A 12,416-nucleotide genomic window follows, 5' to 3' on the forward strand; every position below is an offset into this window, starting at 1 on the left:
CCTCGCCGGCATCTACGACCTGACGCTCCTCAACAAGGTCCTCAAGGCCACCGGCAAGCCCGAGGTCTCCGACGCCGGCCTCGGCGCCAAGTAACCCCGCAGCCCGACAGGCCCGGGAGGTGGCGCCCACGGCTCCCCAAGAGCCCGTCACCCTACCGGGTACCCCGGGCCCGCTGCGGAAGGGACCGCCGGGCGCCCGCTCGGCCTGCCGGGCGGGTGCTCGGCCTGCCGGGCGGGTGATCCCTCCTGGAGGGGCCACAAGAGCCTCGACATCACCTTCGGGATCCACCGCGACCCCATGCCCGACGCCGGGGAGGACCCGCTCGCCACACCGGTGGTCGAACCTCCACCGCACCCGAGCGACTGGCGGCCCGGATCGCGCGATCCGCCCGATCCGAGTCCCGGTGGCTCCGCCCGCGCGGCACCGACCACCGCCGTGCGGGCGGGCGTTCGGACGCCCGGCGGGGCCCGACGTCGTCCGGTGTCCCAATGGCGGAGACGTACCGTCCAATGATTGAGACACCATTGACCGGTGTCCCGCCCCGTGGCTACCTTCGGCCGCATGTTGCGTTCAGCCATGCTCACCACGCGCGGTCACATCGACCTGCTGCGGGTGGCCTCCGCCGCGTGTCGCCGCGGCTGCTGACGCCCCCTTCCCCCACGCGCCGCGAGCGCTCCGCGCCCGACCGCCGCACCCCCTGAACTCCCCCGCCCCACCCGTCCCGTAGCTCCGCGCCACGGGGCACCGCGTCGCCGCGGTGCGGGCGACGGGACCCCGCGCGCACAGGGCCGCGGACACGCGTCCGCCACACCCCCGCCGCCTTCGCCGCACCCCGCCCGGGCCCCGTTCGGCCCGCCCTCCGTACCCCCCTCCGTGGAGCCTCGATGAGCCTCGACCACGCACCGCCCGACATATCTGCCAAAACGGTATCCGTCGCTGTCGATCCGCCCCCCGCCCTCGTCCCCGTCGTGCCGGTTTCGGCGCGCCGCGGGTCGCCGCCCCGCTGGCTGCGGCGGACCGTCGGGCCGCTCCTGCTCCTCGCGATGTGGCAGCTGACCAGCACCTTCGGGATCCTGTCCCCCGACACCCTCGCACCGCCGGCCACCATCGCCTCCGCCGGAGCGGACCTGATCGGCGACGGCACCCTGCCCTCCGCGATGTGGATCTCCCTCCAGCGCGTCGCCATCGGCCTGTTGATCGGCGGGGCCGCGGGCACCACTCTGGCGCTGCTGTCCGGACTGTCCCGGCTCGGCGAGGACCTGATCGACGCGAGCGTGCAGATGCTGCGCACGGTCCCCTGGGTCGGTCTCATCCCGCTCTTCATCATCTGGATGGGCATCGGCGAGGCGCCGAAGGTCGCACTGATCGCCCTCGGGACGGCCTTCCATCTCTACCTGAACGTCTACGCGGGCATCCGCGGAGTCGACCAGCAACTCATCGAAGCCGGCGGCGCCTTGGGCCTCGGTCGCTGGGGGCTCGTCCGCCACGTGGTGCTGCCCGGCGCGCTGCCCGGGTTCATGACGGGTCTGCGCTACTCCCTCGCGACCGCCTGGCTGGCCCTGGTCTTCGGGGAGTCCATCAACGCCGACGCCGGCATCGGGTTCCTGATGAACCAGGCGCGCGAGTTCTTCCGTACGGACGTGATCGTCGTCTGCCTCGCGGTCTACGCCCTCCTCGGCCTGACCGCCGACCTCGTCGTCCGCGCTCTCGAAAGGCTGCTGCTGCAATGGCGACCGACGTTCACGGGGCAGTGATCCCGCAGACCGCCGTACGGGTCACCGGACTGACCCGCTCCTTCGACGGCCGCGCCGTCATCGACGGACTCGACCTGAGCCTGGCCGCGGGCGAGTTCACCGTCCTCCTCGGACGCAGCGGCTGCGGCAAGTCGACCCTGCTGCGGATCCTGGCCGGCCTGGACCGGGAGATCTCCGGCGAGGTCCTCGTGCCCGAGCGGCGGGCCGTGGCCTTCCAGGCGCCCCGACTGATGCCGTGGAAACGGGTGTGGCGCAACGTCCTGCTCGGGCTGCCCGGCCGTCCCGAACGGGACCGCGCCGAGAAGGCGTTGGCCGAGGTGGGACTGGAGCACCGCGTCGACGCCTGGCCGAAGACCCTGTCGGGCGGCGAAGCGCAGCGGGCCTCCCTGGCCCGGGCGCTGGTCCGCGAGCCCGACCTGCTCCTGCTGGACGAGCCGTTCGGCGCGCTCGACGCGCTCACCAGGATCAAGGCGCAGCTGCTGGTCTCCGAGCTGTGGCAGCGGCGCGGTTGCGCGGTGCTCCTGGTCACGCACGACGTGGACGAGGCCGTCCTGTTGGCCGACCGGATCCTCGTCATGGACGAGGGCCGCGTCGCCTACGACGTCAGGGTGCCCCTGGAGCGGCCCCGTGCCGCCGGTGACCCGACCTTCGCGGAACTGCGCACCCGGCTCCTGGCCGAACTCGGCGTCCACTGAGTCCCGTTCCCCGTTCCGCCCCTCTCCTCCCGCTTCCGTCCGCCCGCCCGTACGAGAGATCGAAGAGATCCGACATGAGACGCACCACCATCCCCCTCCTGGCCGCCCTGATCCCGCTCTCCCTGGCGCTGTCCGCCTGCGGGGGCAGCAACTCCGGCAGCGACGAATCGAAGCCGGCGGGTCAGGAGAGCGCGAAGGCCGGCGGGGCCAAGGTCACGCTGAACGTCGGGGACCAGAAGGGCGGCTCGGAGTCGCTGCTGCGCGCGGCCGGTGAGTTGGAGAACCTGGACTACACGGTCAAGTGGTCCACCTTCACCTCGGGGCCGCCGATGCTGGAGGCGATCAACGCCAAGGCCGTGGACGTGGGCAGCGTGGGCAACACCCCGCCCGTCTTCGCGGCCGCCGCCAAGTCGAAGATCGTCGTCGTGGGCGCCACGCACAGCTCCTCGACCGGCGAGGCGATCCTGGTGCCCAAGGACTCCGCGCTGAAGTCCCCCGCGGAACTGCGCGGCAAGAAGATCGCTGTCGCGCAGGGCAGTTCGGCGCACTTCCAGCTCATCGCGAGCCTCGGGGCCGCCGGCCTGACCCCCTCCGACGTGCAGATCACCCTGCTCCAGCCGGCGGACGCGCTCGCGGCGTTCAACAGCGGAAAGGTCGACGCCTGGGCGGTGTGGGACCCGTACACCTCGCAGGTGCTGCGCTCCGGCGCCCGGGTGCTGACCAGCGGCGAGGGTGTCGTCAACGGGCTCGGCTTCCAGGTCGCGGCGCCCTCCGCACTGGAGGACGGGACCAAGAGCAAGGCCATCGGCGACTTCCTCCAGCGCCTCCAGCGCGCCCAGGACTGGGTGTTCAAGCACCCGGAGGAGTGGGCGAAGGTGTGGTCGAAGGAGACCGGACTGCCGTACGAGGTTGCCCTCGACGCCGTCAGGCGCAGCAACGGCACGCGGGTGACGGTGGCCGTCGACGACGCGGCCGTGGCCTCCGAGCAGAAGATCGCCGACACCTTCACCGAACTGAAGCTGATCCCCGGCAAGGTCGTCTTCAAGGACTTCGTGGACACCCGCTTCAACCGTGACCTGCCGCCCTCCACCACCGCCCCGCGCACGTACGGGAAGGACTCCTGATGACCGTCCGACTGCACTGGTTCCTGCCCACCGGCGGCGACGGCCGCACGCTCGTGGACCGGCACGCCTACGCCCACAACACCACTACGACCGGGGTCCGCGCGCCCGACATCGAGTACCTCGCGCAGATCGCCAAGGCGGCCGAGCGGCTCGGCTTCGAGGCGGTGCTGACCCCGACGGGCACCTGGTGCGAGGACGCCTGGCTGACCACGGTCGCCCTGTCCCAGCACACGGAGCGGCTGAAGTTCCTGGTCGCCTTCCGGCCGGGGGTCATCTCCCCCACTCTCGCCGCGCAGATGGCGGCGACGTACCAGCGGATCACGCGGGGACGGCTGCTGCTGAACGTGGTCACGGGCGGGGACTCCGCCGAGCAGCGGCGGTTCGGCGACCACCTCGACCACGACCGCCGCTACGAACGCACCGCCGAGTTCCTGTCGGTCGTCCGCGGCGTGTGGGGCGGCAAGCCGTACGACTTCCGCGGCGAGCACTACCAGGTCGACGGCGGGCTGACGGCGCTGCCGCCGGACCCGCTGCCGGAGATCTTCTTCGGTGGGTCGTCGGCCGCGGCCGGACCGGTCGCCGCCGAGCACGCGGACGTGTACCTGACCTGGGGCGAGCGGCCCCAGGAGGTGAAGGAGAAGATCGACTGGATCCGCGGCCTGGCCGAGGAGCGGGGACGCACGGTGCGCTTCGGGATCCGGCTGCACACGATCTCGCGGGATTCGGCGAAGGAGGCCTGGGGCGCGGCCGATCGGCTGCTCGGGGACCTCTCCGACGCGGACATCGCCACCGCCCAGTCACTGCTGGGGGTCAGCGAGTCCGTCGGGCAGCAACGGATGCTGGCGCTGCACGGCGGTACGCGGGACAAGCTGGAGATCTCGCCGAACCTCTGGGCGGGCGTCGGCCTGGTCCGCGGCGGAGCGGGAACGGCCCTGGTCGGCAGCCACGCGGACGTGGCGGACAGGATCGAGGAGTACCACGGGCTCGGGATCGAACACTTCGTGCTCTCCGGCTATCCGCACCTGGAGGAGGCGTACTGGTTCGGCGAGGGCGTCACTCCGGAGCTGGCGTCCCGCGGCCTGCTGGCCGGACGGGAGGGTCCGGTGAGCGCCCGGAGTCGGTAGAACCGCGACCGCGCGGCGCGGGACCCGGTGGACGAGGAACTGCTCCCGCAGGCCCTGGACGGATTCCTGTCAGGGCCGAGAGCCCTGCTCTCGGCCCTGACACGATGTCGCTCACCCGCTCCGGGCGCAGAAGTGCAGGTCAGCGCACCCGCTCCCGCGCCTTCAGCGGCACCGGCGGGAGTTGCGGGGCGAGGGCCGGGGGCCTTCGTAGCCCTTCACCTCGCCGTGGCGGGTGCCGTTCGTCCGGTCCTCGCGGAACTGGACGAGGGTGGTCGCCCGTGCCGCAGGCCGCACGGCGGCCGGATTCGGCCGATGCCGTCCGAGGGGAGGCGTGTACTCGCCGGGCACGGTACCCTCCCGGCCATGTTTGACATGGACACGTCTCGCAAGGGCGGCGCGCCCCTCCGGCGTCCCGGCACCTCATCGGCGCGAAGAAGAAGGCTCCCCCTCTTGGTGTGCCTCTTCCTTCTGGCCCTCCTCTGCGCACCGGGCGCCGTCGCGGCCACGGCCCCTCCATCCCTCTCGCCCGCCCCGCAGCGGGCGGCGGGCGAGGCCGCCGCCCGCTGGGGCGACCGCCGCCTCGACGAGGCCTCCTTCCTGACCACCCACAACTCCTTCACCAACTACGAGGACTCGCGCTGGAGTTCGGTGAACCAGTCCGAGTCGGTGCGCGCGCAGCTCGAGGGTGGTGTCCGCGCCCTGAGCCTGGACACGCACTGGTACGAGCGCAGCACCTGGTTGTGCGTCATCAGCTTCGGCAGCGACTGCTACCCGAGCGACGTCCACCTGTGCCACGGCGAATGCAAGACCTTCGCCGGAATCACGTACGCGCTCCCGAGGCAGTCCTTCCACGGCACCATGCAGACGGTGGTCGATTTCCTGGCCTCCCATCCGCAGGAGGTGGTGACCGTCTTCCTCGAGGACTACGTCAGCGCCGAGCAACTCGGGCAGTCACTCGGCAAGGTCCGCGGGATCGACCCGCTGCTGTTCCGGCCCGACGAGTGGGGCGTACGGCAGCAGGGCTGGCCGAAGGTGGCCGATCTCGTCACCACCGGCAAGCGCCTGATCATCTTCTCGGACCGGTCCGACCGCGAGCACTTGGGCGTCATGTACGACAGGTCCTGGACCGTGAGCAACTACTGGAGCCTCGGCGACCTGGGCGACGACGTCGCGTGCGTCACCCGCTGGCCCGACGTGCCCCTGGACCGGCAGGAACCCGGATTCCGGCGGCTGTTCACGATGAGCCACCACCGCAACGTGCCCACGGTCCTCACCGCGTCCCTGGACAACGGGGCCAAGCTCAGGAACCGCATCGCGGAGCAGTGCCGGACCGCAAGCGGCGGCCGCACTCCGAACTTCGTCTCCGTCGACTTCCACCGCCTGTCCGACGGCAGCGGACACACACCCGCCTCGATCGTCGCGGAACTCAACAAGGGCCCCTGAGAAGCGGCGGCGACCGGACCGCGAACCCGTCACCCGCCGGACCCTCACCCTACGGACTGGGCTTTGCCGGGCCGGCGCCGGCCGTCGTCAGCGCCGGCCGGGTGTGAGCCTCCGCGACACGGCGACCACCGGTGACGACTCCGGGTCCTGGGCCGGGCCAAGACCTCGACGTACCTCCGGGAGGGCCCGTGGGAAGGCCTGCTGGGCTCTCTGCGCCGCTGACACGCACGGCGCCGACGGCACACGTCACGGTGCGGTACGGTCGTGGCCCCCAACCCCGCGACCGTCCGCAGCAACCGCTCCGTGTGCCCGTCGCCGAAGTCGCTCCCGCCCGTGGTTTCGTGCCGCCGGGTGCGCCGCACGGCCGGCAGCACGTGGTCGTGCCGGCCGTGCGGTGCGGCAACCCGCGCGGGACTCGGTGCCGCTACGGGGCCGCGGGGATCAAAACGGGCAGGCCCGTGATCACGAGGGTGGAAACGCGTCCGGGAGGACCAGCAGGGCCCGCAGGTCCGGCTGCTCCCTGGGGTCCGGCGGGCCCGGCTGATCCCGGGGTGCCGGCCGGGCCGGGGACCCCCGGAGCGCCCTGGGCTCCCGAAGGGCCGGGGGCTCCGGCCGGTCCGGCCGGTCCGGCGGGTCCGGCGGGTCCGGGAGGTCCGGGAGGTCCGGGAGGAAACGGAGGCTCTCCGGGGTGGGGCTCGCACGACTCGTCCCATGGCCGCCCCTCGGCGCACTGGTAGTGCTGCGGAGGCGGATCCACCGTCAGGTACCGCGCGTCCGACGGGTCCTGCGGGGTGGCGGCGGCTGCGGGCGCCGCGAAACCGGCACCCGTGAGGGCGATCGAGACAAAGGCTCCTGCGACCCATCCGGTCCGGCGCGGCGGACCGCTCCGCCGCGTTGCTGCTGTGCTTTCAGACGGCATGCACTTGCTCCTGATCATCGTCCGCTGGAAGTGGACCCGGGACCCGTGGGCGGTCGGCGGCTGCCTTCGGGTCGTCGCGAGGCCGTCATGGCGTGGCACAGACGGCATACGGGGTGAGGGTGACGTCGTCCCGCGTCCTGTTCTGCCCGTTCACCTCCCAGTCGTTGGTGCCGGGTACCGGCCTGCTGACGAACTGGTCCTGTGCGGGACCGGTGGATCCGAAGCCGCCGCCCGTCAGCACGCTGCCGGCCGGGCAGGACACCTTTGCCGTCCCCGGCACCGAGCCCAGGTCGATTCCGATGAGCGCGCCTTCGGGACTGTCGATGGTCGCGGAGACGGAGTTGGTGGCGAGGTCGATGACGGACACCGCGTGCGCGCCGTTGGGGTGGCTGACGTACAGCCGGGCTCCGGTGGGGGAAACCGACATTTCTGCGGGATCCCCGGAGGTGGGGATCGAAGTGACGACGCTGTTCGTGGCGGCATCGATGACCGCCACCCGGGCGTTGTTCCGGTCGGCGACGTAGACGCGCTTCCCGTCCAGCGAGACCTCCACGCCGTCCAGCCCCTGGTTGACCGGAATCGGGACCACGACCGTGTTGGTGGCGGTGTCGATGACCGATACCTCGCCCGAGGTGTTCTCGGTGACGTAGACACGTGCGCCGCTCGGCGAGATGGCCACCTTCCGGGGTCCGCTCGGTCCGACGTCCACGGTCGTGATGAGCGTCATGGTGGCGGAGTCGATCACTGCCACCACGCCTGCGCCCCGGTAGGCGACGTAGAGGCGCTTCCCGTTCGGGGATACCGCCAGCCCGTTCGGGAGCGTGTCCGACCCCGTCTCCAGGGTGCCCACGACGGCATTGGTGGCGGTGTTGATCGCCACGACGCGGTTGGCCAGTCCGTTCCCCTCGACGGTCACATAGGCGCGGCTGTCGTCCGGCGAGATGGCCACGCTCTCCGGAGTGCCGTTCCCCGTGGGGATTTCGGCCACCACGGTGTTGGTGAGAGCGTCGATCGCCGACACGGCGCCCGAGTCCCGCTCCGTCACGTAGACCTTCTTGCCGTTTCGGGTGGCGGCGACCTGCAGGGGCCCGCTGAACGCTCCGGTGTCGATGCTCGTCACGAGGGCGTTGGTGGCGGTGTCGAACACCCGGACCTTGTCCTGGCCCGTGTTGGCGACGTATGCGTACGTGCCGGGTGCGGCAGGAGCCGCCAGGGCGACGGACGGCGTCAGAACGGCTGCGGCAGCGAGTACCGTGCACGACGCTTTCCGAACGCCGTGCTTCGACACGTACCCCCGGACGCTCCCCACACGCGGATTCCCGCGGACGGCGAAGTGCTGCATGGATCCTCCTCGAACGACCCGGTCAGGGAGTATCCCTGTTCGAGCTGCGAGGAACGTTGTATGCGTACTTATATCTGATTATCAATCACGACATGTCGTCAGTACTCCGAATATCCCAATCCGGCCCACCTTCGGGGCACGGTCGACGAAGGACCTCCCGGATCCCCCGCCGCATGCCCCGCCGGCACGATCCCCGTACGGGACGCGGCCTCTCCCCGGCCGATGTCGACTGATCGACCTACTGCACAGAAGCACAGCTCAGCGCACCCTCCCGCGCGCCTTCAGCGGTACCGGCGGCAGCTGCGGCGCCGGGATCGGGGGGCCGTCGTAGCCCTTCACCTCGCCGTAGCGGGTGCCGTTCGTCCAGTCCTCGCGGAACTGGACGATCTCCTCGTTGCTGCGCCCGATCCAGTTCCAGAACATGACGATCTCCTCCTCGAACGGTTCGCCGCCCAGCAGCATCAGGCCGGCGTCCGAGGTTGCGCGGAGGGGGAGTTCGGTGCGGCCGCAGCCGAGGTAGAGCATGGCGCCCGGAAGGACGGGGACGCCGTCCACGTGGGCTTCGCCGGACATCGACAGGACCGCGTACTCGAAGTCCGGGTCGAGGGGCAGCCGGGTCTCGGTGCCGCCGGCGAGGGTGAGGTCGGCGCCGACGATGGGGGTGTACGCCGTACCGGGCGAGGTCGCACCGTCCAGGCTGCCCAGGATCACCGTGGCGGTCAGGCCGGGGGCCGTGACCTGCGGGAGTTCGGAGTGGTGCTGGAAGTGGGGGGCCACGTCGCGGTGTGCGTCCGGCAGGGCCACCCACAGTTGGGCGCCGTGCAGGAGGCGGGCGTGCGGGCGGGGGCTCTCCTCCGAGTGGCTGATGCCGCGGCCGGAGGTCATCAGGCCCAGCTCGCGGGGGCGGATCGTGGCGAGGCTGCCTTCGCTGTCGCGGTGCAGGACCTCCCCGTCGTGCAGCCAGCTCACGGTCTGCAGCCCCGAGTGGGGGTGCGGTGCGACCTGCATGCCGGGCTCGTCCGCGATGTCGTCCGGACCGTAGTGGTCGACGAAGCACCAGGCGCCCACCATGCGGCGGCCCAGGTTCGGCAGGAGGCGGCGGACCTCGGTGGACTCGCCGAGTTTGACGGTGCGGGGGCTGAGGAGCTCGCGTACCGGTTCGGCGACGACGAAACCGCGGCCGCCGCAGGCGGAGAGAGCTGGCTGGCGATCGAGATTGCTCATGTCGGACAACTTAGTGCCGCACCGGGCTGGAGTCGCCGGTCCTTTGCCTGGAATGTTCCGACAGGAAGGCGTGTTGGACGGACCGACACCCCACCGGGAGCGATCGGAAGGGACGCGATGAACGCGCCGACGGCATACCACGAGCACGGCACCGCGGCGGAGCGCTGGGAGCGCGCCGGGCTGTTCTTCGAGGCGAAGGAGTACGCGACGGCCGCGCGCGTCCTGGTCACGGTCGCCGACGAGGCGCCGGAGCAGCTGGCTCCGCGCCTGCTGCTGGCCCGGGCCTACTACCACTCCGCCCAGCTGTCGCGCGCGGAGCGGGAGCTGCGCGCGATCCTGGAGCGCTGGCCGGTCGAGGACTACGCGCAGCTGCTGCTCGGGCGCACGCTGCAGCGTCAGGGCCGGGCCGCCGAGGCCGCCCCGCACCTGCGGATCGCGGCGGCCATGGCGGGCGATTTCCCCGAGTAGGCCCAGTCGGGCGATCAGGCCCGGTAGGGCGATCAAGCCCGGTGGGCCGAGTGGGCCCGGTCGGCCCGGGTGACGTGTCCGGCCGCGCCCTGCCGGGCCGCCGGGCAGCCGCCCGGGCCCCCCGCCGGTCCGTGCCCGTACGGGCGTTCCGGCGGACCCGCTCCGGCCTGGGAAAACGGGCGGCGGCGGGCGTGTTCTGCGAGTCGTGCGGTCCCTCCGGCCCCGCGTGTGCGGGGCCGGGCGGCCGACTCGGATAGCCTGGGTTCCATATGAATCGCCTGACCACGCCCTTCGGCTCCTACGAACTCACCCGCTTCCCCGCGGATCCGCGCGACCGGCTCCAGGCCTGGGACGCCGCCGACGAGTACCTGCTGCGTCATCTCGACGGCGGTACCGGCGAGCGGGGCCCCGTGGACCTGGCCGGTGCCGGGCAGATCACCGTCCTCGGTGACCGCTGGGGAACCCTGACGACGGCCCTGGCCTCGTACCGTCCGACGCAGATCACCGATTCCTCGCTGACCCGGGCCGCCACCGAGGCGAACCTGGACCGGGCCGGGATCGGCACGTCCAAGGCGACGGTGTCCCTGCTGACCACGCAGGACGCGCCACCGGAGCGGATCGACGTCCTGCTCGTGCGGGTGCCGAAGAGCCTGGCGCTGCTGGAGGACCAGCTGTACCGGGTCGCTCCGCACGTGCACGCGGGCACCGTGGTCGTGGGCGCCGGCATGGTCAAGGAGATCCACACCTCGACGCTGCGCCTCTTCGAGAAGATCCTCGGCCCGACGAAGACCTCCCTCGCGGAGAAGAAGGCGCGCCTGATCTTCTGCACGCCGGGGAATCCGGGCGCGGCGCGGCCCACCACCCCCGGTCCGTGGCCGCTGACGTACACCGTGGACGAGGACGGCGGCTCGGGCGCGGGCCTGAAGGTCGTCAACCACGCGGGGATCTTCTGCGCGGACCGGCTGGACATCGGTACCCGCTTCTTCCTGCAGAGCATCCCGACGAACACGGACGGGGCCCGGGTCGTGGACCTGGGCTGCGGCAACGGCGTCGTCGGTACGGCGGTCGCGGTCGCCGACCCGGACGCGGAGATCGTCTTCACGGACGAGTCGTACCAGGCGGTCGCCTCCGCGCGGGCCACGTACGAGGCCAACGTGCCGGCCGGTCGGCGCACGGCGGAGTTCCTGGTCGGTGACGGGGTCTCGATGCTGCCGCCCGGTTCCGTGGACCTGGTGCTGTGCAACCCGCCCTTCCACTCGCACCAGGCCACGACGGACGCGACGGCGCTGCGCATGTTCGCGCAGTCGCGCAAGGTGCTGCGGCCCGGCGGTGAGCTGTGGGTGGTGGCCAACCGTCACATGGGCTACCACACCCATCTGCGCCGGCTCTTCGGGAACAGCGAAGTCGCCGCGAGCGAGCCGAAGTTCGTGGTGTTGCGGGCGATCAAGCGCGAGGAGCGGACGCGCCCCATGTGACCTGCCGGTACGTCCTACACTCTGCCGCGTGAGCAGCCAGGTGCAGACGGACGGAACGGTCGAGGGAACGGTCGAGGGCATGGCCGCGGACGGGGAAGCGGGGCGGCGCTACCGCCGGGAGGACGTGGCCCGCGCGGCCGGTGTGAAGGTGCGCAACCTGCGCTACTACCAGGAGCGCGGGTTGCTGCCTCCGCCGCGCCGGGAGGGGCGGATCGCCTGGTACTCCGACGATCACCTGACCCGGCTGCGGCTGATCAGCGACCTGTTGGGGCGCGGGTACACGGTGAACGGCATCGGTGAGCTGTTGACCGCCTGGGAGCAGGGCGACGGCCTGTCCCAACTCCTCGGGCTGGAGCGGGAGATGACCCGGGACTGGGTGCACGAGGAGCCGGTGACGATGACCCGGGCCGAGTTGCGCGAGCTGTTCGGCCCGGAGGCGACCGCCGAACACACGCGGCGGGCGGCCGATTTGGGTTACGTACGGGTCGACGGGGACCGGGTGACGTATCCGAACCGGCGGTTGCTGGAGGCGACGCTGGCGCTGGTGCGGCAGGGGGTTCCGCTGGGGGAGATCCTGGACGCGGGGGACTTCGTCCAGATCCAGGCGGACGCGCTCGCGGACCGCTTCGTCGGACTTTTCCGGCGGCATGTGATCGGTGCGGAAGGCCTGGAACCACTTTCGGCCACCCAGTTGGATCACGTCCGGGAGGCGGTGGCCGCGTTGCGGCCGGTGGCCGGCGAGGTCGTGGCCGCAGAGTTCGCCCGGGCGATGGCCCGTCGGGTGGAGGCGGAGGTCGCCGAACTGCTGCGTACGGAGCAGTAGGAGTCGGCTCAAAAGGTGCACTCG

General features: G+C 71.7%; 11 protein-coding genes. 9 read left to right on the forward strand and 2 right to left on the reverse strand.

The genetic code is table 11. From position 1 onward, the window contains the following. Positions 1-577: 577 nt before the first annotated feature. The 6 genes from ACFVS6_RS09155 (at position 578) to ACFVS6_RS09180 (ending at position 6,141) form a co-directional block, all read left to right on the forward strand. Positions 578-646 (forward strand): putative leader peptide, encoded by a 69-nt coding sequence (locus ACFVS6_RS09155; protein WP_351286961.1) that lies wholly within the window; start codon positions 578-580, stop codon positions 644-646. A 239-nt stretch (positions 647-885) separates the two neighbouring features. After that, positions 886-1,755 (forward strand): ABC transporter permease, encoded by an 870-nt coding sequence (locus ACFVS6_RS09160; RefSeq protein ID WP_389702080.1) that lies wholly within the window; start codon positions 886-888, stop codon positions 1,753-1,755. Then, positions 1,728-2,450 (forward strand): ABC transporter ATP-binding protein, encoded by a 723-nt coding sequence (locus tag ACFVS6_RS09165; protein WP_389702081.1) that lies wholly within the window; start codon positions 1,728-1,730, stop codon positions 2,448-2,450. The genes ACFVS6_RS09160 and ACFVS6_RS09165 overlap by 28 nt, the downstream gene beginning before the upstream one ends. A 74-nt stretch (positions 2,451-2,524) precedes the next feature. Then, positions 2,525-3,574, forward strand: a complete 1,050-nt coding sequence (locus ACFVS6_RS09170) for an ABC transporter substrate-binding protein (RefSeq protein WP_389702082.1) — start codon at positions 2,525-2,527, stop codon at positions 3,572-3,574. After that, positions 3,574-4,698 carry an LLM class flavin-dependent oxidoreductase gene (locus ACFVS6_RS09175; RefSeq protein ID WP_389702084.1) on the forward strand — a complete coding sequence of 375 codons (1,125 nt, stop codon included), beginning with the start codon at positions 3,574-3,576 and terminating at the stop codon, positions 4,696-4,698. The genes ACFVS6_RS09170 and ACFVS6_RS09175 overlap by 1 nt, the downstream gene beginning before the upstream one ends. Before the next feature lie 363 nt (positions 4,699-5,061). Beyond that, positions 5,062-6,141, forward strand: coding sequence for a PI-PLC domain-containing protein (locus ACFVS6_RS09180; protein ID WP_389702086.1), 1,080 nt, complete (start codon positions 5,062-5,064; stop codon positions 6,139-6,141). A 1,004-nt stretch (positions 6,142-7,145) separates the two neighbouring features. Here the strand turns inward: ACFVS6_RS09180 and ACFVS6_RS09185 are convergent. After that, on the reverse strand, positions 7,146-8,402 hold the full coding sequence (locus ACFVS6_RS09185; RefSeq protein WP_389702087.1) for a beta-propeller fold lactonase family protein: 1,257 nt from the start codon (positions 8,400-8,402) through the stop codon (positions 7,146-7,148). Between the two features lie 258 nt (positions 8,403-8,660). Then, positions 8,661-9,626 (reverse strand): pirin family protein, encoded by a 966-nt coding sequence (locus ACFVS6_RS09190; protein ID WP_389702089.1) that lies wholly within the window; start codon positions 9,624-9,626, stop codon positions 8,661-8,663. Between the two features lie 117 nt (positions 9,627-9,743). Between ACFVS6_RS09190 and ACFVS6_RS09195 the strand changes: the two genes are divergently transcribed. The 3 genes from ACFVS6_RS09195 to ACFVS6_RS09205 all read left to right on the forward strand — a co-directional run bounded on the left by ACFVS6_RS09195 (position 9,744) and on the right by ACFVS6_RS09205 (position 12,392). Further along, complete coding sequence (locus ACFVS6_RS09195) at positions 9,744-10,094, forward strand: tetratricopeptide repeat protein (protein WP_281207038.1); 351 nt, start codon at positions 9,744-9,746, stop codon at positions 10,092-10,094. 269 nt (positions 10,095-10,363) lie between these two features. Further along, entirely contained in the window at positions 10,364-11,569 is a 1,206-nt protein-coding gene (locus tag ACFVS6_RS09200) for a methyltransferase (protein WP_389702091.1), read from the forward strand. 28 nt (positions 11,570-11,597) lie between these two features. Next, complete coding sequence (locus ACFVS6_RS09205; protein WP_389702093.1) at positions 11,598-12,392, forward strand: MerR family transcriptional regulator; 795 nt, start codon at positions 11,598-11,600, stop codon at positions 12,390-12,392. Positions 12,393-12,416: the final 24 nt, after the last annotated feature.

It is taken from the genome of Streptomyces sp. NPDC057939, assembly GCF_042887545.1.
Lineage (GTDB): Bacteria > Actinomycetota > Actinomycetes > Streptomycetales > Streptomycetaceae > Streptomyces.

Bases quoted from the DNA above. Each gene is read 5' to 3' on its own strand.
- ACFVS6_RS09160 (WP_389702080.1), top strand. From the start codon at position 886: ATGAGCCTCGACCACGCACCGCCCGACATATCTGCCAAAACGGTATCC.
- ACFVS6_RS09165 (WP_389702081.1), top strand. From the start codon at position 1,728: ATGGCGACCGACGTTCACGGGGCAGTGATCCCGCAGACCGCCGTACGG.
- ACFVS6_RS09170 (WP_389702082.1), top strand. From the start codon at position 2,525: ATGAGACGCACCACCATCCCCCTCCTGGCCGCCCTGATCCCGCTCTCC.
- ACFVS6_RS09175 (WP_389702084.1), top strand. From the start codon at position 3,574: ATGACCGTCCGACTGCACTGGTTCCTGCCCACCGGCGGCGACGGCCGC.
- ACFVS6_RS09180 (WP_389702086.1), top strand. From the start codon at position 5,062: ATGTTTGACATGGACACGTCTCGCAAGGGCGGCGCGCCCCTCCGGCGT.
- ACFVS6_RS09185 (WP_389702087.1), bottom strand. From the start codon at position 8,402: ATGCAGCACTTCGCCGTCCGCGGGAATCCGCGTGTGGGGAGCGTCCGG.
- ACFVS6_RS09190 (WP_389702089.1), bottom strand. From the start codon at position 9,626: ATGAGCAATCTCGATCGCCAGCCAGCTCTCTCCGCCTGCGGCGGCCGC.
- ACFVS6_RS09195 (WP_281207038.1), top strand. From the start codon at position 9,744: ATGAACGCGCCGACGGCATACCACGAGCACGGCACCGCGGCGGAGCGC.
- ACFVS6_RS09200 (WP_389702091.1), top strand. From the start codon at position 10,364: ATGAATCGCCTGACCACGCCCTTCGGCTCCTACGAACTCACCCGCTTC.